This is a genomic window from Qipengyuania sp. HL-TH1, from assembly GCF_036365825.1.
Taxonomy (GTDB): domain Bacteria; phylum Pseudomonadota; class Alphaproteobacteria; order Sphingomonadales; family Sphingomonadaceae; genus Qipengyuania; species Qipengyuania profunda.
Window position 1 is genome coordinate 2,156,572 of record NZ_CP142675.1, and the last position, 23,059, is coordinate 2,179,630.

The 23,059-nt window shown below is 64.3% G+C and carries 25 protein-coding genes and 2 pseudogenes; 13 read left to right on the forward strand and 14 right to left on the reverse strand.

The features are described 5' to 3' along the window. Positions 1-270 precede the first annotated feature (270 nt). From dnaA to VWN43_RS11185, 3 genes are all read left to right on the forward strand, one after another. Entirely contained in the window at positions 271-1,731 is a 1,461-nt protein-coding gene (gene dnaA / locus VWN43_RS11175) for a chromosomal replication initiator protein DnaA (RefSeq protein ID WP_253522099.1), read from the forward strand. 111 nt (positions 1,732-1,842) lie between these two features. Continuing rightward, a complete protein-coding gene (locus VWN43_RS11180) occupies positions 1,843-2,277 on the forward strand; it encodes a DUF983 domain-containing protein (protein WP_320181679.1) in 435 nt (144 codons plus the stop codon). Continuing rightward, complete coding sequence (locus tag VWN43_RS11185) at positions 2,274-3,047, forward strand: HesA/MoeB/ThiF family protein (RefSeq protein WP_253522096.1); 774 nt, start codon at positions 2,274-2,276, stop codon at positions 3,045-3,047. The genes VWN43_RS11180 and VWN43_RS11185 overlap by 4 nt, the downstream gene beginning before the upstream one ends. Here the strand turns inward: VWN43_RS11185 and VWN43_RS11190 are convergent. Next, positions 3,036-3,737, reverse strand: coding sequence for an NAD-dependent deacylase (locus VWN43_RS11190; protein ID WP_253522094.1), 702 nt, complete (start codon positions 3,735-3,737; stop codon positions 3,036-3,038). The two genes, VWN43_RS11185 and VWN43_RS11190, sit on opposite strands and share 12 nt — an antisense overlap. Before the next feature lie 70 nt (positions 3,738-3,807). Between VWN43_RS11190 and dapB the strand changes: the two genes are divergently transcribed. The 5 genes and pseudogenes from dapB to VWN43_RS11215 all read left to right on the forward strand — a co-directional run. After that, the gene (dapB, locus tag VWN43_RS11195; protein ID WP_253522092.1) at positions 3,808-4,536 is read left to right on the forward strand and encodes a 4-hydroxy-tetrahydrodipicolinate reductase; all 729 of its coding nucleotides are present in this window, start codon (positions 3,808-3,810) and stop codon (positions 4,534-4,536) included. Positions 4,537-4,540: 4 nt separating this feature from the next. Further along, positions 4,541-5,338 (forward strand): ion transporter, encoded by a 798-nt coding sequence (locus VWN43_RS11200; protein ID WP_320181678.1) that lies wholly within the window; start codon positions 4,541-4,543, stop codon positions 5,336-5,338. Between the two features lie 10 nt (positions 5,339-5,348). Continuing rightward, on the forward strand, positions 5,349-5,999 hold the full coding sequence (gene nth / locus VWN43_RS11205; protein ID WP_320181677.1) for an endonuclease III: 651 nt from the start codon (positions 5,349-5,351) through the stop codon (positions 5,997-5,999). A gap of 74 nt (positions 6,000-6,073) precedes the next feature. Beyond that, the gene (locus tag VWN43_RS11210) at positions 6,074-6,952 is read left to right on the forward strand and encodes an ATP-grasp fold amidoligase family protein (protein ID WP_320181676.1); all 879 of its coding nucleotides are present in this window, start codon (positions 6,074-6,076) and stop codon (positions 6,950-6,952) included. A 51-nt stretch (positions 6,953-7,003) separates the two neighbouring features. Next, positions 7,004-7,258: pseudogene (locus VWN43_RS11215) on the forward strand (endonuclease III domain-containing protein); the annotation flags it as partial. A 242-nt stretch (positions 7,259-7,500) separates the two neighbouring features. Here VWN43_RS11215 and VWN43_RS11220 read toward each other — a convergent pair. Continuing rightward, positions 7,501-8,739: a dicarboxylate/amino acid:cation symporter gene (locus VWN43_RS11220; protein WP_320181675.1), complete on the reverse strand. Its 1,239-nt coding sequence runs from the start codon at positions 8,737-8,739 to the stop codon at positions 7,501-7,503. 100 nt (positions 8,740-8,839) lie between these two features. Beyond that, a complete protein-coding gene (gene dapE / locus VWN43_RS11225) occupies positions 8,840-9,976 on the reverse strand; it encodes a succinyl-diaminopimelate desuccinylase (protein ID WP_320181674.1) in 1,137 nt (378 codons plus the stop codon). A 29-nt stretch (positions 9,977-10,005) separates the two neighbouring features. Here dapE and VWN43_RS11230 point away from each other — a divergent pair, with 29 nt between their 5' ends. After that, positions 10,006-10,473, forward strand: a complete 468-nt coding sequence (locus VWN43_RS11230; protein WP_320181673.1) for a cupin domain-containing protein — start codon at positions 10,006-10,008, stop codon at positions 10,471-10,473. On the opposite strand, the gene VWN43_RS11235 is transcribed toward VWN43_RS11230, so the two are convergent. Beyond that, on the reverse strand, positions 10,470-11,360 hold the full coding sequence (locus VWN43_RS11235; protein ID WP_320181672.1) for a S1/P1 nuclease: 891 nt from the start codon (positions 11,358-11,360) through the stop codon (positions 10,470-10,472). The genes VWN43_RS11230 and VWN43_RS11235 overlap by 4 nt on opposite strands. Further along, positions 11,327-11,989 carry a glutathione S-transferase family protein gene (locus VWN43_RS11240; protein ID WP_253522080.1) on the reverse strand — a complete coding sequence of 221 codons (663 nt, stop codon included), beginning with the start codon at positions 11,987-11,989 and terminating at the stop codon, positions 11,327-11,329. Before VWN43_RS11240 ends, VWN43_RS11235 begins: the two co-directional genes overlap by 34 nt. A gap of 214 nt (positions 11,990-12,203) precedes the next feature. On the opposite strand from VWN43_RS11240, the gene VWN43_RS11245 reads away from it, so the two are divergent. Next, positions 12,204-12,623, forward strand: coding sequence for a VOC family protein (locus tag VWN43_RS11245; RefSeq protein ID WP_320181671.1), 420 nt, complete (start codon positions 12,204-12,206; stop codon positions 12,621-12,623). Positions 12,624-12,695: 72 nt separating this feature from the next. On the opposite strand, the gene VWN43_RS11250 is transcribed toward VWN43_RS11245, so the two are convergent. The 8 genes from VWN43_RS11250 to VWN43_RS11285 all read right to left on the reverse strand — a co-directional run bounded on the left by VWN43_RS11250 (position 12,696) and on the right by VWN43_RS11285 (position 18,637). Further along, entirely contained in the window at positions 12,696-12,938 is a 243-nt protein-coding gene (locus VWN43_RS11250) for a hypothetical protein (protein ID WP_330767332.1), read from the reverse strand. Then, on the reverse strand, positions 12,929-13,972 hold the full coding sequence (locus VWN43_RS11255; protein ID WP_320181670.1) for a beta-1,6-N-acetylglucosaminyltransferase: 1,044 nt from the start codon (positions 13,970-13,972) through the stop codon (positions 12,929-12,931). The genes VWN43_RS11250 and VWN43_RS11255 overlap by 10 nt, the downstream gene beginning before the upstream one ends. Positions 13,973-14,303: 331 nt before the next feature. After that, the gene (gene yihA / locus VWN43_RS11260; protein ID WP_320181669.1) at positions 14,304-14,957 is read right to left on the reverse strand and encodes a ribosome biogenesis GTP-binding protein YihA/YsxC; all 654 of its coding nucleotides are present in this window, start codon (positions 14,955-14,957) and stop codon (positions 14,304-14,306) included. After that, positions 14,954-16,744, reverse strand: coding sequence for a membrane protein insertase YidC (gene yidC / locus VWN43_RS11265; RefSeq protein WP_320181668.1), 1,791 nt, complete (start codon positions 16,742-16,744; stop codon positions 14,954-14,956). The genes yihA and yidC overlap by 4 nt, the downstream gene beginning before the upstream one ends. A 68-nt stretch (positions 16,745-16,812) precedes the next feature. Continuing rightward, positions 16,813-17,022 (reverse strand): membrane protein insertion efficiency factor YidD, encoded by a 210-nt coding sequence (gene yidD / locus VWN43_RS11270; protein WP_253522070.1) that lies wholly within the window; start codon positions 17,020-17,022, stop codon positions 16,813-16,815. After that, positions 17,019-17,402 (reverse strand): ribonuclease P protein component, encoded by a 384-nt coding sequence (rnpA, locus tag VWN43_RS11275; RefSeq protein ID WP_320181667.1) that lies wholly within the window; start codon positions 17,400-17,402, stop codon positions 17,019-17,021. Before rnpA ends, yidD begins: the two co-directional genes overlap by 4 nt. 86 nt (positions 17,403-17,488) lie before the next feature. After that, positions 17,489-17,623, reverse strand: a complete 135-nt coding sequence (gene rpmH, locus VWN43_RS11280) for a 50S ribosomal protein L34 (protein WP_057884309.1) — start codon at positions 17,621-17,623, stop codon at positions 17,489-17,491. Between the two features lie 123 nt (positions 17,624-17,746). Beyond that, positions 17,747-18,637 (reverse strand): alpha/beta hydrolase, encoded by an 891-nt coding sequence (locus VWN43_RS11285; protein WP_253522066.1) that lies wholly within the window; start codon positions 18,635-18,637, stop codon positions 17,747-17,749. A 160-nt stretch (positions 18,638-18,797) separates the two neighbouring features. On the opposite strand from VWN43_RS11285, the pseudogene VWN43_RS11290 reads away from it, so the two are divergent. Then, positions 18,798-19,436, forward strand: a pseudogene (locus VWN43_RS11290) (magnesium chelatase domain-containing protein); the annotation flags it as partial. Between the two features lie 69 nt (positions 19,437-19,505). Then, positions 19,506-21,098 (forward strand): recombinase family protein, encoded by a 1,593-nt coding sequence (locus VWN43_RS11295; RefSeq protein ID WP_330767340.1) that lies wholly within the window; start codon positions 19,506-19,508, stop codon positions 21,096-21,098. Between the two features lie 35 nt (positions 21,099-21,133). On the opposite strand, the gene VWN43_RS11300 is transcribed toward VWN43_RS11295, so the two are convergent. Continuing rightward, positions 21,134-22,015, reverse strand: a complete 882-nt coding sequence (locus VWN43_RS11300; protein ID WP_320181665.1) for an alpha/beta fold hydrolase — start codon at positions 22,013-22,015, stop codon at positions 21,134-21,136. A gap of 94 nt (positions 22,016-22,109) precedes the next feature. Here VWN43_RS11300 and VWN43_RS11305 point away from each other — a divergent pair, with 94 nt between their 5' ends. Next, a complete protein-coding gene (locus VWN43_RS11305) occupies positions 22,110-22,991 on the forward strand; it encodes a LysR family transcriptional regulator (RefSeq protein ID WP_320181664.1) in 882 nt (293 codons plus the stop codon). Positions 22,992-23,059: the final 68 nt, after the last annotated feature.

Here is a 23,059-nt window from a genome sequence, read left to right on the forward strand (position 1 = left end):
CCGTCACTTGAACGGGGGCCTGCGGCTTACACGTGAGTCAACAAGTATATTTCAGATTTTTTGCAGTTATCCCCCTTGCGACTCATCCGGCGAGCGACCTACACAATGGTTCTCGGTTCGGGGCGGGACAGCCCGGACCTTTAGATTATCGACGAGCGAGGGCGACCTTCGGATGCACCGATTCCGGAGTGTGGCGATGCTGTGCCCGGCCTTGCCAATGTTAGAAGCAAACGAGTGGCGCCGCGGCGTTCACCGGGGGATGATACAAGAATGCGTAAGGCATCAGACATTGGTTCGCGCAAGGCACAGGACGATTTCATGGAAGATCAAGAGGCGGTGAACCTGGCGGCGGACTGGGCCGATATCAGCCAGGGCCTGCGCAAGGATCTTGGTCACCAGCTCCACAGCCAGTGGATCAAGCCGATCCAGGTCGGCGGGATCGACAAGGACAGCGGTACGCTCGACCTGTTCCTGCCCACCGAATTCAGCGCCAATTGGGTCAAGGACCGCTTTGCCGACCGGCTCAGCCTGGCGTGGAAGATTGCGCGCAGCGAAGTGCGCGACGTCCGCATCCAGGTCCACCCGGGCCGCCGCCAGGTCGCCGATCTGCGCCTCCATTCGGACGGGCGCCGCCCGGCCAATGACGGGGCCGACACCTCGATGATGGCGATCGGCGCCGACACGCTGGGCGATACCGGTTTCACCAGCTCGGTCGGGCTCGACCCCAGCCTCACCTTTGCCGCCTTCATCACCGGTGAAGCCAATGTGCTCGCCTTCAACGCCGCGCAGCGCATGGGCGCGACCGAGAAGCCGCAGTTCAGCCCGCTCTACCTCAAGGCCGCCACCGGCCAGGGCAAGACCCACCTGCTGCACGCCACCGGCCATGCCTTCCTGCAAGCGCATCCGCGCAGCCGTATCTTCTACTGCAGCGCCGAGCGCTTCATGGTCGAATTCGTCCAGGCGCTGAAGGCCAACCAGATGCTCGAATTCAAGGCCCGGCTGCGCAGCTTCGACCTGCTGCTGGTGGACGATATCCAATTCATCATCGGCAAGGCCAGCGCGCAGGAAGAACTGCTCTACACGATCGATGCGCTGCTCGCCGAAGGCAAGCGGCTGGTGTTCGCCGCCGACCGTGCGCCGCAGGCGCTCGACGGGGTCGAACCGCGCTTGCTCAGCCGCCTGTCGATGGGCCTCGTCGCCGATATCCAGGCCGCCGATATCGAACTGCGCAAGAAAATCCTCACCTCCAAGCTGACGCGTTTCGCACCGCTCGACGTGCCTGCGGACGTGCTCGACTTCCTCGCCCGCACCATCACCCGCAATATCCGCGAACTGGTCGGCGGGCTCAACAAGCTGATCGCCTACGCCCAGCTGACCGGGCAGGAAGTCTCGCTCCAGCTGGCCGAGGAGCAGCTGACCGATATCCTCTCGGCCAACCGCCGCCGGATCACGATCGACGAGATCCAGCGCACCGTATGCCAGTTCTACCGTATCGACCGCAGCGAGATGAGCTCCAAGCGCCGCGCGCGCGCCGTCGTGCGGCCGCGGCAGGTGGCGATGTATCTGTCGAAGGTGCTCACCCCGCGCAGCTATCCCGAAATCGGGCGCAAGTTCGGCGGGCGCGACCATTCGACCGTGATCCACGCGGTGCGGCTGATCGAGGATTTGCGCCAGCGCGATGCCGATATGGATGGCGATGTGCGCAGCCTGCTTCGGCAGCTCGAAAGCTGACGGCATAAGCGCGGGCGCCGGCGCGTCCGCTCCCCACCCCGTTCACACCGCTTCGACAGCTCTGTGCACAGAGCTGTCGACAGGCGCCATCGCGCGCGCCAAAGAGCCTGCATGCCGCAGATACCTCCCGCCGCCCCGCGCGCCGATATCGCCCTGCCCGCTTCCTTCGGCGCCGCACTGTGGCGCGGCGCGCGGTGCCGGTGCCCGCGGTGCGGCGAAGCGCCGCTGTTCCGCAAATGGCTCAAGCCGCATGATCGCTGCCCCGCCTGCGCGCTCGACATCTCGGGCCAGCGCGCGGACGATTTTCCGGCCTATGTCTCGATCTTCGTCACCGGCCATTTGCTCGCGCCGGTGCTGATCATCCTCGCGAGCGACTTCGCGCTGTCGAGCATGGCGATCCTCGCCATCATCCTGCCGCTGGCGGTGATCTTCATGCTGGTCACGCTGCAGCCCGCCAAGGGCGCCGTGATCGCGCTGCAATGGTGGCACGGCATGCACGGCTTTCGCCGCGAACGCCTGCCCGAACCGCAGGAGGAATTGGAATGAGCCTGCCACCGGGCCGTCTCGACCGGTTTGCGCGGCACATCGTGCTGCCCGAAGTGGGCGGCGCGGGCCAGGTCGCGCTGGCGGGCAAGCATCTGGTGCTGGTGGGCCTGGGCGGGATCGGCTCGCCCGCGCTGCAATATCTCGCAGGCGCGGGGATCGGGAAGCTGACGCTGGTCGATGACGACCGGGTCGATGCCAGCAATCTCCAGCGCCAGACGCTGTATAACGAACGCGATGTCGGCCACGGCAAGGCGGTGATCGCCAAGCGCTGGGTGACCGGCTTCGACGCCGCGCTCGACGTCACCATCAGCGACCGCCGGATCACGCGCGACAATGCACACGAACTCGTGGTCGATGCCGATCTGATTCTCGACGGGACCGACAATTTCGCCACAAGGCTGGCGGTTGCCGATGCCTGCGTGGCGGAGCGCGTTCCGTTGCTCTCGGCCGCGGTCGGGCGCTTTCAGGGGCAGGTCGGTGCCTTTGCCGGACACCTTCCCAACCAGCCGTGCTACCGCTGCTTCGTCGGCGATGCCTTCGATGCGGAGGATTGCGACACCTGCGCCGAGGACGGCATGCTTGGCGCGATGGCCGGCTGGGTCGCGACCTTCGCGGCGTTGCAGGCGGTGCGCATCCTGCTCGACGGGGTCAGCGCGCTGGGCGAGGCCGATTGGGGCCGGGTCCACCTGCTCGACGGGCTAAAGCCCGCCATGCGCAGCTTCACCATCGCCAAGGACCCCGCCTGCGCCGCCTGCGGGTCAGCCGCCTAGGACTTCCGCAACCCATTCGGGGACCACCTGCGTCGCCGGGCCGTGCCGCGACTGGTGGAACCAGCGCGATCCCATGCTCGCCTCGAGATTGAGTTCGAGCGTGCGGACGCGCATTTCACGGGCGTCCTGGACGAAACCCGCCGCGGGATAGACCGCGCCCGAGGTGCCGATCGAGACGAACAGATCCGCCTGCCGCAACGCGGCATGGATGCGCTCCATTTCGTAGGGCATTTCGCCGAACCACACGACATCGGGCCGCAGCGCGGGCGTGCCGCAAGCCGGGCATGGCGGACGGTCGATCATTGGCCCGGTCCAGCGCGAACGGATATCGCAGGCAGTGCACCAGGCGTTGAGATGCGTGCCATGCATATGCAGCACGCGGCGCGCGCCCGCCCGCTCGTGCAGGTCGTCGACATTCTGCGTCACCACCAGCAGTTCGCCGTCCCATTCCGCATCGAGCCGGGCGATCGCCTCATGCGCGGCATTGGGCTGCTTGGCCTGGATCGCCTCGCGCCGCTGGTCGTAGAAGCGCAGCACGAGATCGGGATCGCGCACGAAGGCCTCGGGCGTGGCGACATCCTCGACCCGGTGCTGTTCCCACAAGCCGCCGCCATCGCGGAAGGTATCGATCCCGCTTTCGGCGGAGATACCTGCCCCGGTGAGGATCACGATGTTGCGCATATCGGTCATTTGCCCTCAAGTAGCGATGCGGTAGGGCATGTCAAAGACCGGCCATGAACCATGGCCGATAGGGGAAAGAATGGCGCGGATCGGGATTATCGGGTGCGAAGGCGCCATGGGCCATGCGCTTGCCGCCGTGATCGGTGCAAGCGGGCATGAACTGGCGGGCGGGATCGACAAGGGCGGCGACGCGGCCGGGCTGGCCGATGCAAGCGAGGTGCTGGTCGATTTCTCGACCCCCGGCGCGCTGTGCATCAACCTCCACGCCGCGATCGGCGCAGGCGTGCCGCTGGTGATCGGCACGACCGGGCTCGAGGAGCGGCATCACGCCGCGATCGACGATGCCGCGCGCGCGGTGCCGGTGCTGCAGACGGGCAATACCTCGCTCGGCGTGACGCTGCTCGCGCATCTGGTCCGCGAGGCCGCTGCAAGGCTGGGACCCGACTGGGATATCGAAATCCTCGAGATGCATCATCGGCGCAAGGTCGATGCCCCCAGCGGGACCGCGCTGCTGCTCGGCGAAGCTGCGGCAGGGGCGCGCGGGATCGATCTCGCCAGCCATTCCGAACGCGGACGCGACGGGCACACCGGCGCGCGCGAAGAAGGCGCGATCGGCTTTGCCAGCCTGCGCGGCGGCACCGTGGCGGGCGAACACAGCGCGATCCTGGCGGGCGAGGAAGAACGCATCACGCTGTCGCACAGCGCCGAGAATCGCTCGATCTTCGCGCGCGGCGCGGTGCGCGCGGCCGAATGGATGATCGGGCGCGATCCCGGCCGCTACTCGATGGACCAGGTGCTGGGGATCTGAGCCTGTGACCCTGCGCGCCCGTCTGCACCGGCAATTGCATATCGGCTCCTGGCCGAATGGCCGGCTGACGGGGCTGAACATCTTCGTGGTGTGGACGATCCTGCTGGCATTGCTGGTCGGGATCGTCGCGACCGAGCCGCAGATCCGCATCCCCTACCAGCGCGAAATCCTGATTGCCGAGTTCGTCTTCGGGATGATCTTCCTCGTCGAATACGTCGGGCGCATCTATGCCGCGCCCGAACGCGAGGGGCCGGGTTCCGCCTGGGCCAAGCGCTGGCGCTTCATCCTGTCGCCGATCGGGATCATCGATTTGATCGTGGTCGCAGTGAGCCTGGCGCCCTTCTTCATTGCCAATGCCGCGGTGCTGCGCGTCATCCGGCTGCTGCGGATCGTCTCGATCCTCAAGTTCAGCCGCTTTTCCGCCGCGATGCGCGAAATCGGCGCCGCGCTGCGCGAACGCAGCTACGACCTGATCGTCTGCGCCACGCTGGCGCTGGTGCTGGTCCTGCTGGGCGCGGCGGGCCTCTATTGGGTCGAGGGCAGCCTGCAGCCCAAGCAGTTCGGCTCGATCCCGCGGGCGCTGTGGTGGGCGGTGATCACGCTGACGACAGTCGGTTATGGCGACGTCTATCCAGTCACCACCGCAGGGCGGCTGGTCGGTTCGATAGTGGCAATCGGCGGGGTGCTGCTGGTGGCGCTGCCGACGGGTATCGTCGCCGCCGCCTTCAGCGATGCGATGCAGCGCCGCCGCGAAGCGATGGCGCGCGCATTGGAGGACATGGAAGGCTCGATCCCCGAGTGACCGCCCGATTATGACCAAGGACCAGATCTTCGAATTTTTCCGCCGGCTCGCCGAGGACAATCCCGCGCCCGAGACCGAGCTGGAATATGGCAATGCCTACCAGCTGGTGGTGGCGGTCGCGCTCTCCGCGCAGGCGACCGATGTCGGCGTCAACAAGGCGACACGCGCGCTGTTCCGCGAAGTCGAGACGCCGCAGGCGATGCTCGCCCTGGGCGAAGACGGGCTGAAGGAGCACATCAAGACCATCGGCCTGTTCAATTCCAAGGCCAAGAACGTGATCGCGCTCTCGCAGCTGCTGGTCGACGAATATGGCGGCGAGGTGCCCGACACGCGCGAGGATCTCGTCCGCCTGCCCGGCGTGGGCCGCAAGACTGCCAATGTCGTGCTCAATTGCTGGTTCGGGCAGGAAACCTTCGCGGTCGACACGCATATCCTGCGCGTCGGCAACCGCACCGGCCTCGCCAAGGGCAAGACGCCCGAACAGGTCGAGGCCAAGCTGGAAAAGCGCGTGCCGCAGCCCTTCCGGCTGGGCGCGCATCACTGGCTGATCCTGCACGGCCGCTATATCTGCAAGGCGCGCACGCCCGAATGCTGGCGCTGCCCGGTGGTCGATCTGTGCAGCTACCGCAAGAAGGTGCTGGAGAAGCCCAAGGGGCGCTAGGTGCAACGGCCCCCGCCCCCTTCTCCGGTTCACCCCGTGCGGAACGCAAAACCGCGACCGGCGTATCGCTGACGATGGACCTGCGGAAGCTGCCCTCCCTCCCGCACTGGCTCCTGCCCCTGCCCAAGGTCCGGATCGGCCTCACCTATCTGTGGCGTCACCGTCGCTGGCCCGACCTGCGCCGCCCGCGCCGCTTCACCGAACTGGTGCAGCAACGCAAGCTGGAGGACCGCAATCCCCTGCTGCCCGTGTGGGTCGACAAGGTTTCCGCCAAGCAGCAGGCCGCGCGGTTGCTGGGCGAGCGATGGATCATCCCCACGCGCTGGACGGGCAGCGTCCTGCCCGCAGGCCCGCCCGCCCCCTTTCCTTTCATTCTCAAGGCCAGCCATGGCTGCAACCAGAACGTGGTGTGCCATGACGCGGCGGATTGGCAGGCGGCGCGGCGGCGGGCTGCGGGCTGGACGCGCAGGGCCTACGGCCTGTGGCTCGACGAATGGGCTTACCGCGACCTGCCGCCCGGTTACATCGTCGAACCCTTTCTCGGCAGCGGCGACCAGCTTCCGGTGGATTACAAGATCTATGTCTTCGGCGGGCACGCGGTGCTGGTGCAGGTACATCTCGATCGCGGGCGCAATCACCGCTGGACGCTTTACGACCGGGCATGGACGCAGGTCTCGATGCCGGAGGAGGCACCTTCGCCCGCGCCGGCGAATCTCGACCGCATGCTGGCCGCCGCCGAGACGCTGGCGCGGCCCTTCGACTTTGCACGGATCGATTTCTACGAGATCGACGGCCAGCCGAAATTCGGCGAAGTCACCTTCTATCCCGGCTCGGGGCTCGACCCGTTCGATCCGCCCGAACTCGACCGGCATATCGGCGCGCTATGGCTGGCGGCGATCGCGGGCGACCGAGCCGAACCGAAGCAAGCGGAACTGCAACCGGTCGCGGCCTGATCCGCAATTAGTGGATTGTTGACGGAGATCTTAACGCCAATCCCGACGAGACCCGAGCAGGTTGAAGTGAAGCTCGAAAAGCGCGTGCCGCAGCCCTTCCGGCTGGGTGCGCATCACTGGCTGATCCTGCACGGCCGCTATGCCTGCAAGGCGCGCACGCCCGAATGCTGGCGCTGCCCGGTGGTCGACCTGTGCAGCTATAGCAAGAAGGCGCTGAGAAGCCCAAGGGGCGTTAATCAACTGTCCTTGTCTGATCGGTTCCGCACTTCGAACAAATTTTCGCAGGCACAGGACCGGGCAATGTGACAACTCCCCAAAGGTAGTCGTTCACGAAGAGTGATCGTCCGCAGTTTCGGCATCGGATCAGCAAAGAAGCGAGGCTTGCCATTCCAAATATGATGAGAAACGCAAAGAGCACAGGCTCGCGATTCCGAGCTTCGACGCCCAAACTATCCAAAATTGTGGGAAGCCCAAGCCATAGCGGAGCCAGCGCTATCAAACCTAGGGATAAGCGCAGCGCACGGGAATAGGGACTGAGTTCCGACCAGCTAGACATCATCCGCCGAGATCATCTCGCGTGTGTCGATCTCGCCCGTCATCACCGCCACCGTGGTCGCCACTGCAGCATCGCCGCTGACATTGGTGGTGGTGCGCATCATGTCCATGATCCGGTCCACGCCGGCGACGAAGGCGATCGTCTCCAGCGGCACGCCGACCGCGCCGAACACCAGCGCCATCATGATGAGGCCCGCGCCCGGGATGCCCGCCGCGCCGACCGCGCCGAGCGTCGCGAGGATCGAGATGAGGAAATAGTCGCCCATCGACAGGTCGACGCCGAAGATCTGCGCGCCGAACAGCGTGGCGAGACCGAGATACATCGCGGTGCCGTTCATGTTGATCGTCGCACCGAGGCTGATGACGAAGCTGGCCACCGAATTCGACACGCCGAGATTGCGCTCGGCGCAGCGCAGCGTGACGGGCAGCGTTGCATTGGAACTGGCGGTCGAATAGCTCACCGCCATCGCATCCAAGATACCGCGGAAGAAGTCGCGCACGGGCAGCTTGGCAAGGAACTTGATCATGCTGCCGTAGATCAGCGTGATGATCAGCAGGCAGCCGAGATAGTTGAGCCCGACCAGCTTGGCGAGGCTGACCAGCGCATCGAGCCCGAGCGTGCCCGCCACCCACGCCATCAGCGCGAAAACGCCGAAGGGGGTCAATTCCATCACGATCATGGTGACCTTCTGCATGATCACCGCGCCGCTATCGAAGACCTTCTGGACGGGAACGCCGTCTTCCCTGGCCATCAATATGCCGATGCCGATCAGCATGCTGAACACGATCAGCGGCAGCACCGCGACATCGGCCATCACCTGCACCGGGCTTTCGGGCACGATCGAGAGGATCATGTCGACCGCGGAAGTCTCGTTGGGTTCGGGCGTCGCGCCCTTCTGGATCGCATCGGTATCCAGCCCCGCGCCCGGCTGGACCAGCGTGCCGAGGCCCAGCCCGAGCCAGACCGCGATCTGGCCGGTGACCACGAACAAGAGCATCGCCCGCCCGCCGACCGCGCCCAGTTTGCGCAAATCGCCAATCGCCGCGACGCCCGAGACGAGGCTGAAGAAGATCAGCGGGACGACCAGCATCTTGATCGACTTGATGAAGAAATCGCCGATCCACTTGATGCTTTCGGCTTCCGGGCCCCAGGCCCAGCCGGTGAGCACACCGAGGATGAGCGCGGTAATCACGCGCTGCCACAGCGGAATTTCGAACCAGGTCCTCAGCAACTTCCCAACCCCTCGTCTTGTCATTGCGAGCGGTCAAAGCCGCGCGCGGATTCATGCCGCAGTTATCGTGGCTTGCAAAGCCTTGTGAGGACGCGCGCGTTCACCCGGCGAGCACGTCGCGGGCGATCCGCGCGTAAATCCGGCTCAGCGTGGCGAGATCCTCCACCGCGACCGCCTCGTCGGTCTTGTGCATGGTCGCATTGACCAGCCCGAATTCGATTACCGGGCAGACGCTGCGCAGGAACCGTGCATCCGAAGTGCCGCCGGTGGTCGAGGGTTCGGGATCGACGCCGGTCTCCGCCTTCACGGCCGCAGCGATACTGTCGCTGAAGGCGCCCGGCGGAGTGAGGAACGGCTCGCCGCTGATGATCGGCAGCGCGCTGCCGCCGTGCTTTTCCGCAATTGCGCCGACTTTCTCGGACAACGACGCGCCCGAATGCAGATCGTTGAAACGGATCGAGATCCGCGCCTTGGCGAGCGCGGGGATCACGTTGTGTGCATCGTTGGGCACATCGATCTCGGTAACTTCGAGATTGCTCGGCTGGAACCAGTCGGTGCCTTCGTCGAGCACCAGCGCGTCGAGCTCGGCAAGCATCGCCACCAGCCTGGGGATCGGATTGTCGGCGAGGTGCGGATAGGCGACATGGCCCTGCGTGCCCTGCACTTCGAGCCAGATGTTGACCGAGCCTCGCCGCCCGATCTTCATCATATCGCCCAGCCGGTTGACCGACGTGGGTTCGCCAACGAGGCACAGGTCGGGCTGGTGGCCCTGCTCGCGCATGAAATCGATTAGCGCGCGCGTGCCGTGGAGCGCGGGGCCTTCCTCGTCGCCGGTGATGAGGAAGCTGATTGTCCCCGCATCGGCAGGCACATGGGCGGCGGCATCGACCATGCAGGCGATCGCGCCCTTCATGTCGACCGCGCCGCGGCCGTAGAGCAGCTCACCGCGCACTTCGGGTTCGAAGGCCTCGCTGGTCCAGCCGCCACCCGGCGGCACCACGTCGACATGCCCGGCAAAGGCGAGATGCTTCGATCCTTCGGGCCCGCGGCGGATCGCGAAGAGGTTCTCCACCGGCGCTTCGGGGCTGCCCACCGCGCCTTCTCCGCGGGTGAAGCGCGTCACTGCGAAGCCGAGCGGCGCCAGCATCGCTTCCAGCGCGTCGAACACCGCGCCGGTGGCGGGGGTGACGCTGGGCGCGGCCATCAGCCGCTTGGCGAGATCGAGAACATCAGTCATGCTGCACGCGCTAGCAGGAGTGCGCAGCGATGCCCAAGCTCGATCTCGATGCCATCCCCCAGACCAATGCGACGGGTTACCCGGCCCCCTACGATGCCGAGGTGCAGGGGCGCTGGTACCGCCGGCTGGGACCTGTGGCGGGGCTGACCCATTTGGGGGCCAGCCATGTCGTGCTGAAGCCCGATGCCTTCTCATCGCAGCGACACTGGCACCGGCAAAAGGACGAGCTGCTGGTCATGCTGGCAGGCGAGGCCGTGCTGATCGAGGATACGGGAGAGATCGTGGTCCGCCCCGGCGATGTCGTTGCATGGGCCGCAGGGGTCGAGAATGGCCACCGGCTGCACAACCGCGCCGCTGCCGATTGCGTCTTCGTGGTCGTCAGCGGTGGCAGCAATGAAGTGGATTCGGGCGAATATCCCGATATCGACATGGTCTTCGATGCCGAGGGCTATGCCCAAAAGGACGGAACCCGCTATCCGGCCGAACGCCTGCCCTAGTCGCGCACCTCTTCGGGCAACGGCCCCGGCTCGAAAGCGCGATCGAGATATTCGGCCATGCGCAATCCCGCCTGCAGCACGCGGCGCCGCGCGATCGGGGCCGAGCGTTCGATCAGTTCCTGCGACAGCGCGGTCTCGCGCGGCAGTGCACCCTCGCACGGGTCGCAGCCGAAGGTTTCGGGATAGATGAAGTCGCGCGAGATCTGCCAGCTTTCACGGCCCCAGTCGGCGGCCTTGCCCCCCGCCAGTTCGGCGCGTTCGGCCGCGCTGTAGCGCCGCGCGATCGGCGGATTGCCGCTGATCGCGCGTTCGGCCAGCGGCCCGTCCCACACCCAGTGCAGGTTCAGCCCCGGGACGATGCCATAGGCCGCCTCGCGATCGTTGCCGCCGCGGTCGTCGTGATCGCCCGAATGCAGCGGCATGTGGATGTCGCCGATGAAATGGACGAGGAAGGCGAGCGCTTCCACGCGGACATTGTCGGGCAGGCTCTCGTCGGCGAGGATGCGCTGGTTGCGTTCGACCTGCGCGCTGACGCAGCCGAGGCCGGAGCAGTTCTTGCGCGCGTCATATTCCTCGGTGACCGGCTCGGTCTGGTAGTGCCAGGCGAAAGTGTAGCCCCAGCGCCAGTACTGGCCGCGCAGGCAGTCGGGCCACACGCTCGCATCCTGCAGACTGTCCAGGTCGCAATCGGGCGTGCCCAGCAGGGGCGAGGCCTGCAGCAGCCGTGCGATGTCCGCGCGCGTCTGCGGGCGCACGTTTTCCAGCGCGATATCGGCGGTCACCGTATGCGCGTAGAAGCCCCAGGCCTGCGCCTGCGCGGGGAGCAGCAGCGCCGCCAGCGCGGCGCATGCGCTCAGGCAATGGTTTCGTATTGTTCGATGACCCATTCTTCGCTTTCCGATGTTTCGATCCACGCCTGCAACCACTCATGCTCCCACACCGCCTGCATATAGGCGGCGGCGAAGCCGGGTACGGCGATCTGATAGCTGATGAAGCGTGACACTACCGGGGCGAAATAGACATCCGCCGCGCCGAAAGTGCCGAACAGGAACGGGCCGCCGCTGCCGAAGCGGCTGCGCGCCTCGGCCCACAGCCCGAGAATGCGCAGGATGTCCTGCCGGCAGGCCTCGCTCGGGGTGAAGCCCTCGAACCGCTTGCGCACGTTCATCGGGCATTCGCCGCGCAGAGCATGGTAGGAGGAATGCATTTCCGCGACCATCGAGCGCGCCATGCCGCGCGCGACCGCGTCCTTGGGCCAGAACCGGTCGCGCCCGACCTTGTCGGCGAGATATTCGAGGATCGCGAGGCTGTCCCACACCACCGCCTCGTCGTCCCACAGGATCGGTACCTTGCCGTGCGAGGGCTGCGTGCCGCCATCCTCGCTCTTGAGCGCGTCCCATTGCTTGCCGAACATCGGCACGGTGATTTCCTCGAACGACAGACCCGACTGCTTCGCCGCGAGCCAGCCGCGCAGGCTCCAGCTCGAGTAATTCTTGTTGCCGATGATCAGCTTCATATGTGCACCCACCTTGCGTGGGGCGGCGGTAGAGGCCCGGCCGGGCACTGTCGAGGCTGAACAGGCAAGGCCGCCCGGCCCCGGTTCGTCATTCCCGCGCAGGCGGGAATCCAGACAACGGCAGCGATACTCGATGCGGTTTCCATCAGGCGCAAGGTGTGCCAGCAAGACCCCTTATCTAGGCCCCTGCCTCCGCAGGGGCGACGGAGTAGACATGTCGCTCAGGCCCTTCCACCTCGCCTTCCCGGTTCACGACCTAGCCGCTGCTCGCGCCTTCTATGGCGAGGCCATGGGCTGCCGCGAGGGACGCAGCAGCGCCGAATGGGTCGATTTCGATTTCTACGGCCACCAGATCGTCGCGCATCTCGCCCCCGGCGAAGCGGGCGACCGCGCGAACAACCATGTCGACGGGCACGGCGTGCCCGTGCCCCATTTCGGCGTGGTGCTGACAATGAGTGACTGGCAGAACCTGGCCGAGCGCCTGACCAGGGCGGGCGTGGAGTTCGCCATCGAACCCACCATCCGCTTCAAGGGCCAGCCCGGCGAACAAGCAACGATGTTCTTCCGCGACCCCAGCGGCAATGCGCTGGAAATGAAGGCCTTCGCCGACGACGCAATGCTGTTTGCGCGTTAGATGGCTGTTTCAGCAGCCCGTCCGCTAACGACCCGTTTTGAGACTTCCATTGATGACAGGATGGCAATTTGCCTAGTCCCGGCGTTTCTTGCTCTCCGCATCCGCCTCTTCGGCAAACTGGCGAACGATTTCAGCGTCCTCTTTACTAAGAGAGGTGGGGTTTTTTGCTTCTCTTTCTTCGGCTCTCAATGCTTCTAGACCCCATGCTTCAGCAGCCGTGGCCGCGATAATCCGTCGATTGGCCAATGGGTCATTTAATGATCGTTCCAAATGACGTACCTGTTCACTGCGGCATTTCGCTGCACTCAGTTGCACAGCTCTTCGCTTTTTCGACCTGCTTCCATTTTTGGAAGATCGTGAGAAATACAATTCTCATGCGTGGGCTTAGAGGAATTGTTCCTCACCGTCCCCGCAATGGTTCGCGAGGGTTGAGTGGGTCGAGCAGAGATCAACTCCAGCTCTTTCGTAGCGAGAAGTATTCCTGGCACCTCGCCCGAACCACGGTATCTGATCGCTGCCGGTGATCTCAGGTGACTTTCAAGCAGGGAGAGGATTTCTGTCTCATACTCGGCATCGAATTTCCGTGCGAAAAGATCGGTACTTCGCTTCAATTCGTCGAAATCCTTCTCGTCGTAATTGCGGGGGCGCAACTTGATGTCACCATCAGGCACCCAGTCGATCATTCTCAGATCATCATTCATAACGGTGCCGTGGTCGATACTGTTCATCATCACGGTCTGGAAGAACGCTTCGTCCGCGATAAAGCTGTTACTATAAAACGTCTTGAACCGTTCTGCTCCGGGGTCATGGCAAACATAATCGCAAAAACTGCGCGTCACAGCCTTCCACTGCGTCCCGATGAACGGCGTGTCACCAAGGATGTAGGGGCGCGCGATGCCCGTCGCAGTCATTTTCCCTTGCTCCTCTTTGAACACATGGCTGATGCGATTCATCGTATCGGGCCGTTCCTTGGCCTGATCGAGCGCGCGGATAAACTGCTTGCCGGGGTGCGCGGCAAAGAACTGGCGAATGTAGTCTTGGCTCTTGAGTGGGAAATCCTGACCTGAAAGATTGATATAGTGGGTCCACCTACTATCCATCTCGAGCAGGCGAGCCATCCCTCGCAGTTCAGCGTCCACGAGGCTGTATCCGCCCCAAAGGGCATCTTTCGATTCCAGCATTTCGACCCCCTGATAAGGTGTCAGAAAGTCTGTGATTTCCTCAGTCAGGGTCGCACCAGAGCCTTTGTCGACGTGTACGACATACTGGTTCCCTGGCAGGTAGATTGCCTTGAACAAGCGTTTGAACTGAGCTGGATAACGATGAACGAGAAGGAAATAAGCGATCATATGGCAGGACCTTTGGATCGACCGCGCCGGGCTGCCGACACCCCGGGCACGTCGATTGCGTTTCCTGTCTCAGGAACGCCAATCAAATGAACTTTTGATCGTGAAGAGACACCGCCAGACAGAACTGCGATAAATCGCAATGGCGTGATGGGTAATTGGCGCTGCGATCCGCGGGTTACAAGGCTCTGTCGTTTCAGCGAGGTTTGCGAACTCGCATCCCTGTCTTATGTCGGGTGTGAATTCTATCTATCGCCTAATTCCAATTGTCCGCTAACCACCCCAAATCCGGTCGTTCACCCAGCGATATGACGAGCCGAAAAACGGACGCCCCCTAAACCCCCGCGTCCCCCAGCACTGCCGCCCTCAACTCCCCAATGCCCATGCCCTTTTCGGCGCTGGTCACGTGGATCTCGGGGAAGGCGGCGACGTGCTTGCGCGCTTCGGCTTCGGTCGCCTCGATCACCTTGGCGAGTTCGCTGGCCTTCATCTTGTCGGCCTTGGTCAGCACGACACGGTAACCCACCGCGGCCTCGTCGAGCATGGTCATCATCTCGCGGTCGACATCCTTGGGGCCGTGGCGCCCGTCGACCAGCACCAGCGTGCGGGCAAGCACCGGGCGGCCGCGCAGATAGGTCTTCACGAGGCTCTTCCACTTCTCGACCACTTTGACCGGGGCCTTGGCAAAGCCGTAGCCGGGCATGTCGACGAGACGGAACAGAGTGGGTTCGCCCACTTCGAAGAAGTTGAGTTCCTGCGTACGGCCCGGCGTGACCGAGGCGCGTGCGATCGACTTGCGCCCGGTCAGCGCATTGAGCAGCGAGCTCTTGCCCACGTTGGAGCGCCCGCAGAAGGCGATCTCGGGAACGGTCGGTTCGGGCAGGAACTTGAGCTGCGGTGCCGAGAGGAGGAAATCCACCCGGCCCGAGAACAGCTTGCCCGCGCGCCGTTCGAGCGCGGCTTGTTCGGCGGCTTCGGCTTCGGTCACGAGCCCGCCTTGGCCGCTTCGGCGGCCTTCTTCGCCTTGTCCTCTTCGATCGCGGCGCGCAGCTGCGGATGCTTCGAATAGAGGTATTTCTGCTGAGCCAGCGTGAGGATGTTCGAGGTCACCCAGTAGAGCAGCAGGCCCGCGGCGAACGGCGCCATCACGAACATCAGGATCCACGGCATGATATCGAAGATCTTCTGCTGCATCGGATCGAGCGTGCTCGGGTTGAGCTTGAAGGTCAGCCACATGGTGAAACCGAGCAGGACGCCGAGCACGCCGAGCCCGAAGATGATCATCAGGAACTGCGGCACTTCGATACCGACATAGGACAGCGCATTGGCCAGATTGGCCGGATCGGGCGCGGACAGATCCGTGATCCACAGGAAGTCGCGGTGACGCATCTCGATCGCGAGATAGAGCACCTTGTACAGCGCGAAGAACACCGGGATCTGGAGCAGCATCGGCAGACAGCCCGCGACCGGGTTGACCTTCTCCTTCTTGTAGAGCGCCATGATCTCCTGTTGCTGCTTGGGCTTGTCGTCCTTGTACTGTTCCTGGAGCGCCTTCATCTTCGGCTGGATCGCCTTCATCGACGCCATGCTGGCAAAGCCCTTCTGGGCGATCGGGAACATGGCCCCGCGCACGATGATCGTCAGGCAGATGATGGCGATGCCGAAATTGCCGACCGCGTCGTAGATCGTGCGCAGCAGCCACAGGAACGGCTTTTCGAACCAGCGGAACCAGCCCCAGTCGATCGCGAGGCCGAACTTCTGGAGCCCGGCATCCTCGTAGCTGTCGAGGATCACGCTTTCCTTGGCCCCGGCATAGAGCCGCGAGGTGACGGTGTATGCCTGTCCCGCAGCCAGATTGCTCGGTTCGTAGATCATGTCCGCGCGATAGGTTTCGTCGCCCAGCGCGCGGAAGGTGGTTTCGGGCGCGGTATCGTCCTGCGGGACGAGCGCGGCGAGCCAGTAGATATCGGTGAAGCCGGCCCAGCTGGTGCGGCCTTCGGGCGAGATCCGCTGGTCGTCGTCGAGATCGTCGTAATCGACATCGTAATCAGCGCTATCGCCGAATACGCCGATCGGGCCCGAATGCGCGATCCACAGATCCTCGCTCGCGGTGCGGCTGGTGCGATTGACGAGGCCGAAGGGCTGGATGACGACGGGGGCGCCGCCGCTATTGGCAACCGATTGTTCGGCGGTGACCATGAACTTGTCGTCGATCGAATAGCGGATGGCGAAGGTCAGCCCTTCGCCATTGTCATGCGTCAGCGTGACGGGCGTGTCGGCGGTCAGGACATCGCCATCGGCTTCCCACAAGGTCTGCGGGCCGGGAACCGTGAGGTTCGAACCGACCCAGCCGAATTGCGCGAATTGCTGCGCGGGCGTGCCGCTGGGCGAGAAGATGCGAACCGGTTCGCTATCCTTGCTGGTGGTTTCGTTATAGCCCTTGAGCACGATGTCATCGATCACCCCGCCGCGCAGGTTGATCGACCCCGCCACGCGCGGTGCGTCGATAGGCAGCCGGTCGGGGCTGGCCAGCGCGGTCTTCAGATCGGCCACTTCCTGCTCGCGCATCGCCGGATCGACGAGGCCGCCGGTGCGCGAATGCCGCGTTGCCGCCCCGTCGGCCGCCTGGCTCGCCTGTTCGCTTGGCGTATCCGCCCGGTCCCCGACCAGCGCCTGTTCGGGCTGCGGGTAGAGGTAGTCCATCGCCGAGGTCCATCCCAGCAACAGCAGGAAGGAAAGCACTATGGCGAGGATCAAATTGCGATGGTTGTCCAAGGTCGGTCCCGTCTTTGTCCGGTCGAAAGTCAGAATGTGGGGTGGTGTCTTAGCCTGTCAAGACAGTACTAGGGCACCGGGTCGTGGCCGTGGCCGCCCCAGGGGTTGCAGCGCAATATACGCTTGAAGGCCATCCATCCACCCTTGATCGCGCCGTATTTTCCCAGCGCCTCGATCGCATACTGGCTGCACGAGGGATGGTAGCGGCAGGTCGACGGCAGCAGCAGGCTGGGCCCCAATTGCCACAGCCGCGCGATCCAGATCAGCGGATATTTCATGCGCGGCGGCTGCGATTGTGGCGCGGCTTGCGCGGGCGGTCGCCCTTGCCTTCGGCAGCGCGCGCGAGCGCGGCGGCCAGTTCCGCGCGCAGGGCGCCGAAATCGCGCTCGATCCCGCCCTCGCGGCCGATCAGGATATGATCGTGATCGGGCAGGCCCACTTCGGGCAGCGCGTCCCACAGCAATTCGCGAAACCGCCGCTTCATCCGGTTGCGCACCACCGCATTGCCGATCTTCTTGGTCACGGTGATGCCATAGCGCTTGCCCTGCCCGTCATTGGGCCGCGCGAGCAGCACGAAGCCGGGGCGCGCAACCCGCAGCCCGCGATTCGCCGCGAGGAAGTCCGCGCGCTTGCGGATGACGGAGAGGCTCGGGTGCATGGATGGCAGATACGCGAACGGGCCCCCGAATGGGAGCCCGCCAGTGTGGTGCGATTGTCGCCGCGCCTCAGGCGCGGCGCGTCACATCACGCGCAGAGTTTCTTGCGGCCACGGGCGCGACGGGCGCGCAGGACCTTGCGGCCACCCGGAGTAGCCTTGCGGGCGAAGAAACCGTGACGGCGTGCACGCACGAGGTTCGAGGGCTGGAATGTCCGCTTCATCGGATCGTCCTTACAAAAGATTTCGGTTGGCTGCCGGCTCGAGTGATTCGGGCCAGCAAAAAGGGCCGCCCCTGCGAGCGACGACCTACAGGGCCGCGCGCCTAGGCGAACCGCCCTCTCGCGTCAAGAAAAAGTGACGTCGGCATAGGCCAGCGTCGGGGCCGACCGGACGGCCTTGGTCCGCGCGGGCGTCTTGGCCTGCTGCGGGCGGCCCGACCAGCGACGCATGTCGCTCGCACCAAGCCACAGGGCACGCGCATGCGGAACCGAATTGGTGAAATCGTAGAACGCACGCGCCTGGTCGGTGCTCATACCCATCTCGCGGTAATAGTCGAGATACTGGCGGTTCTCCGGAGCGTCGAACGAGAAATCGTCGGCTTCGCGGCCATAGGCATCCATCCAGCTGTGCACGGCGAACTCGGCGCCATGCGCGATGTCGCGGTCGACTCCGGCGAGGAACAGTTCAACCGCGCCCGAACGGACCGAGCCGATCGCGGGAACGTGGGTGACGAGGCCCGCTGCACGGATCATCCGGCCGACCTTGAGGTTGGCGCGGTCGTCGCGGGTGCCCGGGCATTCGACCATGTCGAGCTGCTCGATGCCGGGAAAGTCGCGCATCATCGCGCGGAAATAGCCCGGGGTCGCAGCATCGGTTTCGCCCACCAGCGCCACCCGGCGCGCGTCGATCACGCGGAACGGGCCGTACTGCGCAAGACCGCGGTTATAGTCGCGAAAGCGGCGATCGATGAAGGCGGGGGCTTTCCACACCGGCAATGCGGCGGGCGTGTAGGTCTGCGGACGGACGGCGGCAAGGTTCTGCCGCTCGCGCACCGGCTGTGCCTGGGGGCGGACTACCGCGGCAGGAAGGACCGCGCGGCCCTGGTGCGTCTGCTGGACGACCGGGCTGGCGACATAGACGACCGGCAGGCTGACCAGGGTCAGCGATTGTGCGGCCACCGGAGCGGCGATCAGGGTACCAAGGGCGGAAAGGAGGATTGCTGTAATTCTGAACATGGCAATCTTTTGCCGCACGCGCACTTTCCAGCGGCTCAAGAGGTATGGATAACCCGCTGTTAACCATGCTGCTTCACCTCCAGTGTGAACCCGTTAACCCTCGACAAACAGGGGCTTTCGCGGCATCAGCTAGGGGTGATTGCGGGGGTGGGGGTTAATCCTGGTCGCTTTGGTCAAAACGGTGGCCTATCTCGGGCTCGAGGCACGCAGCGTCGAAGTGCAGTGCTCGGTCGCGCCGGGTCTGCCCAAGCTCAATATCGTCGGATTGGCGGACAAGGCGGTGGGCGAAAGCAAGGAACGCGTGCGCGCCGCGCTGTCCAGCATGGGCCTTGCGCTGCCGCCCAAGCGGATCACCATCAACCTCTCACCCGCCGACCTGCCCAAGGAAGGCTCGCATTACGATCTGCCGATTGCGCTGGCGCTGCTGGCAGCGATGGGAGTGACCGATGCCGAGCAATTGGGCGACTGGATCGCGGTAGGCGAACTGGCGCTCGACGCGCGGATCGTGCCCTCGCCCGGCGTGCTACTGGCGGCGATCCACGCGAGCGAGGCGGAGGCCGGTCTGATCTGTCCACGCGCGCAAGGCTCAGAAGCGCGCTGGGCGAGCGAGATACCGGTCTGCGCCGCGCCCGACCTGGCGAGCCTGCTCAATCACCTCAAAGGCACGCAGCAACTGCCCGCCCCCGAACCCGGCGTGGTTGAAAGCGAGGTCGGCGGCGGCGACCTCAAGCAGGTCAAGGGACAGGAGACCGCCAAGCGCGCGCTCGAGATCGCGGCGGCCGGCGGGCACAACCTCCTCAAGTACGATATAGCTACACCTTAATCGGCTATATCGATAAGATGAGGAGTCATGGATTGCGTAGTGTATATGAGGTGGTCGAGCTCGGAACAGAGCAAAGGGTCGACCCTCGAACGCCAACGAGCGGATTGCTGGAGCCATGCGGCAGAGCAAGGTTGGCGGGTGCTCGAAGAGTTGGTCGACGACGGCATCAGCGCCTTCAAAGGTGAGCATGCCGCGACAGGCCAACTCTCCGGCTTCGTCCGAGACGTGGAGGCCGGCCGGTATCCGGAAGGGGTGATCCTGCTCTGCGAGAAGTTGGATCGGCTTTCCCGCCAGGAACCAAGCCGCGTCTTCCTGTGGATGATGAACCTCACCGAAGCGGGCGTAACCGTGGCTACGGTCGATGGGGCTCGGCGCTATTCGAAGGGCAACCTCGACATGGCTGCTATCATCGAGGTGATCGTGAAGGCGCAGCTATCCCACGAGGAATCCGAGAAGAAGAGTCAGCGCCTCGGAGCCGCCTGGGCGGCCAAGCGTCGACGCCTCTCGGCGGGCGAGAAGTTCGTCATGACGAGACGGGCTCCCGGGTGGTTGGAGGTCGTCGGTATCCCGCCACGGTTCGTACCGATCCCAGAAAGAGTGGATGTCGTGCGCCGCATCTTCGAGGAGACGGTCGCGGGATTCGGAAAGCAGCACATCGCGCGCAACCTCAATTGCGATGGCGTTCCGACTTTCGGAAGGGCTTCGGGTTGGCATGCGAGTGCGGTTCAGAAGATCCTGCGGAACCCCGCTGTCGTCGGTGAACTGCATCCGGCGACCAAGCCTCGAGGTTCGAGGAGGGAGGCTACCGGCGAGGTCGTGCAGGATTATTACCCCGTCGTCGTCGACGCCGATCTCCATAGACGGGCGGCGGCTGCGATGGCCGAGCGCTCGCGTCGTTTCACCGGCAGGGGACGACGGCTCGTCAACCTCTTCTCCGGTCTCGCCCGATGCGAGGCGTGCGGCGCCAAGATGACCTTCCGAGGGAAGGGGCGCAAGCAGAGGGCCGACGGCAGCTGGGTGAACGAGGACTATCTCGTCTGCGATGGATACCAGAGGGGTCGGGGCTGCGACAATCACCTTCACTACAACTACGCGGTCTGGGAGGATGGTATCCTGTCCCCAATCATCTACGAGGCGCTGCGCGAGGAGAGCTTCGCGCCGCAGGCGGAGATCCAGGAACTGGAGATCGAGGTCGCTCGTCTCGAACGGGCAAATGAGCTCGCGAGTGTTCGGACTAGGACCGCCCTCGACCTCGCCATCGAGACGGGGCGACACGAGGCGCGGTCGGCATGGACCGACCTCACCGCCAAGTCGGACGAGGCCGAAGCCGCACTGGACGCCGCTCGGGAGCGCCTTATCCGTATTCGTGGATCGCTTAGCGTGGAGGAACAGCAGGAACGTGTCCGGACCCTTCGCGCGTCTCTCGATCATCCCGACGAGGACGTGAGGTTCGAGGCGAGATCGAAGATCAAGTCGGCCGTCCATGCGCTGGTCACCGACTTGACCTTCTCCGGCCCTGAACAGGTCGGCGTCACCATGACGGTGGGAGGCGATCGCAGGGTGTCCATAGACCACGACGAGATCAAGGGTGGGACCGAATGGATCATGGGTCGCCTCGATGGCCGACCGCTCGCCTGACTGACTGCCGACATGTGCGTCGACACGGCCCCTCCCTAATCGGCAGCTCGAGCCGGGACGGGTTGGTTCCGGTCGAGGAAGCTCTGGACCATGCATGCGATTTCCATCGCATGCGTTTCGAGAGCGAAGTGGCCAGCGTCTAGGAGGTGCACCTTGGCCTCGGGCAGGTCTCTCTTGAAGGCGTCGGCCCCGGCGGGGAGGAAGGCGGGATCGTGCCTGCCCCAGACGGCGAGGAAGAGTGGCTGCCGATCGCGGAAGTAGGCCTGGAAGTCGGGGTACAGGGCCACGTTGCTCCGATAGTCGAGTATCAGATCGAGTTGCCGCTCTTCCGCACCTGGACGCGCCATGTAGGCGATGTCGAGCTCATATCCGTCAGGAGCGAGCAGCCGGCTGTCCGCTCCCGTTCCGTACTGCCAATCCCTGATGGTCTCGGGGCTTAGGCTCGGCCTGCACGCCTCGCGGTTCTCGTCGCTCGGGTCGCGCCAGTAGTCCATCCACGCCGCCCACTCTGGACTGAAGCCTTCCTCGTAGGCGTTGCCGTTCTGCGATATGATCGCAGTGATCCTTTCCGGTTGCCGCATCGCCATGCGAAAGCCGATGGGTGCCCCGTAGTCGAATACGTAGAGTGCGAAGCGGTCCAGCGACAGCTCGTCGCAGAAGCCTGTCACGACCTTCGTAAGGTTCTCGAACGTATATTCGAAACCGTCTTGCTCATCGGGCAACGTCTTTCCGAAGCCCGGCAGGTCGGGTGCTATCACCCTGTTTCTCCGGGAGAGCAGAGGAATGAGATCGCGGAACATGTGGCTCGACGACGGGAAGCCGTGAAGAAGCAGGATCACGGGCGCGTCGCTTGGGCCGGCCTCGCGGTAGAACACGTCGATACCTTCGACGTTCTGGAAATTATATCGGGTGGACATGGGAAACCTCCTGTTCGACTGAGAGATGGGCATTGCAGATTTCGATGGAATATCGAAATGTGGAAAGGTCACGTTTCAGGGAGCGCAACGAACGATGGACAGACTGCAAGCCATGCGGATGTTTGTCGCGATCGACGAGAGTAGGTCGCTCGCAGCCACCGCGCGCAAGCTGGGGCGCTCGCCAGCGACGTTGTCGCGAGCTTTGTCGATGCTCGAAGCCTCGGCCGGGGAACGATTGTTGGAGAGGACCACCCGGCGTCTCGCATTCACGCCCACCGGCCTGCGACACCTCGAGACCTACCGCGAGATGATAGCGATGCTCGAGGAGCTGGACGCTCCAAGGGACGGGAAGCTGGCCGGCACTGTGACCATCACTGCTCCTGAACTCTTCGGACAGCTTGTGGTCGCCCCCGCCATCCAACCCTTCAGGGACAGGCATCCGGAAGTCCTCGTTCGTCTCCTACTTCTCAATCGTCTGGTGGACCTCGTGGAGGAAGGCGTGGATCTCGCCATCAGGATCGCCGAGCCGAACGACGGCAATTTCGAGATGGTCACGTTGGGTCAGGTGGAACAGCTGACCTGCGCGTCCCCCGGATACCTCGACGACAACGGTGTTCCTGCCGTACCGGACGACCTCGACAGCCATCGCTGTATCGGCCTCAACGCGGAGGGGTTCGACGACCAATGGCGGTTCTCGATGGGCGGTCGACTCCGTTCCCGGCACGTGCGCTGCGAGGTGGCCACGAACAACGCGGGCGCTGCAATCGAATTCGCACTCCGCGGAGCAGGATTGATACGCGTCCTTTCCTACCAGGTTGAGGAGCATCTGGCTTCGGGAGCGCTCACGGAGGTACTCCGCGAATTTCGTGCGCCCCCGCTTCCGATCCAGGTCGTGCACCGGCGCCATGTTCACGACCAGGGACTTGTGGGCGCCGTCGTCGAACATTTGGCCGGCATGATCACCGCAAGCTCCTGATCCGGAAGCAGGCGATCGCTTTCGCGTGAGTTCGTCGAGCTGCGAGCGGCGAACCGATCGGGTCTTCC

Coding starts and splice junctions, on each gene's coding strand:
- rpmH (WP_057884309.1), bottom strand. CDS start 17,623: ATGAAGCGGACATTCCAGCCCTCGAACCTCGTGCGTGCACGCCGTCAC.
- dnaA (WP_253522099.1), top strand. CDS start 271: ATGCGTAAGGCATCAGACATTGGTTCGCGCAAGGCACAGGACGATTTC.
- yidD (WP_253522070.1), bottom strand. CDS start 17,022: ATGAAATATCCGCTGATCTGGATCGCGCGGCTGTGGCAATTGGGGCCC.
- VWN43_RS11300 (WP_320181665.1), bottom strand. CDS start 22,015: ATGTCCACCCGATATAATTTCCAGAACGTCGAAGGTATCGACGTGTTC.
- VWN43_RS11285 (WP_253522066.1), bottom strand. CDS start 18,637: ATGTTCAGAATTACAGCAATCCTCCTTTCCGCCCTTGGTACCCTGATC.
- VWN43_RS11295 (WP_330767340.1), top strand. CDS start 19,506: ATGAGGTGGTCGAGCTCGGAACAGAGCAAAGGGTCGACCCTCGAACGC.
- VWN43_RS11230 (WP_320181673.1), top strand. CDS start 10,006: ATGCCCAAGCTCGATCTCGATGCCATCCCCCAGACCAATGCGACGGGT.
- VWN43_RS11240 (WP_253522080.1), bottom strand. CDS start 11,989: ATGAAGCTGATCATCGGCAACAAGAATTACTCGAGCTGGAGCCTGCGC.
- dapE (WP_320181674.1), bottom strand. CDS start 9,976: ATGACTGATGTTCTCGATCTCGCCAAGCGGCTGATGGCCGCGCCCAGC.
- VWN43_RS11245 (WP_320181671.1), top strand. CDS start 12,204: ATGTCGCTCAGGCCCTTCCACCTCGCCTTCCCGGTTCACGACCTAGCC.
- VWN43_RS11180 (WP_320181679.1), top strand. CDS start 1,843: ATGCCGCAGATACCTCCCGCCGCCCCGCGCGCCGATATCGCCCTGCCC.
- VWN43_RS11185 (WP_253522096.1), top strand. CDS start 2,274: ATGAGCCTGCCACCGGGCCGTCTCGACCGGTTTGCGCGGCACATCGTG.
- VWN43_RS11210 (WP_320181676.1), top strand. CDS start 6,074: ATGGACCTGCGGAAGCTGCCCTCCCTCCCGCACTGGCTCCTGCCCCTG.
- rnpA (WP_320181667.1), bottom strand. CDS start 17,402: ATGCACCCGAGCCTCTCCGTCATCCGCAAGCGCGCGGACTTCCTCGCG.
- VWN43_RS11255 (WP_320181670.1), bottom strand. CDS start 13,972: ATGATCGCTTATTTCCTTCTCGTTCATCGTTATCCAGCTCAGTTCAAA.
- VWN43_RS11235 (WP_320181672.1), bottom strand. CDS start 11,360: ATGGGTCATCGAACAATACGAAACCATTGCCTGAGCGCATGCGCCGCG.
- dapB (WP_253522092.1), top strand. CDS start 3,808: ATGGCGCGGATCGGGATTATCGGGTGCGAAGGCGCCATGGGCCATGCG.
- VWN43_RS11190 (WP_253522094.1), bottom strand. CDS start 3,737: ATGACCGATATGCGCAACATCGTGATCCTCACCGGGGCAGGTATCTCC.
- VWN43_RS11305 (WP_320181664.1), top strand. CDS start 22,110: ATGGACAGACTGCAAGCCATGCGGATGTTTGTCGCGATCGACGAGAGT.
- nth (WP_320181677.1), top strand. CDS start 5,349: ATGACCAAGGACCAGATCTTCGAATTTTTCCGCCGGCTCGCCGAGGAC.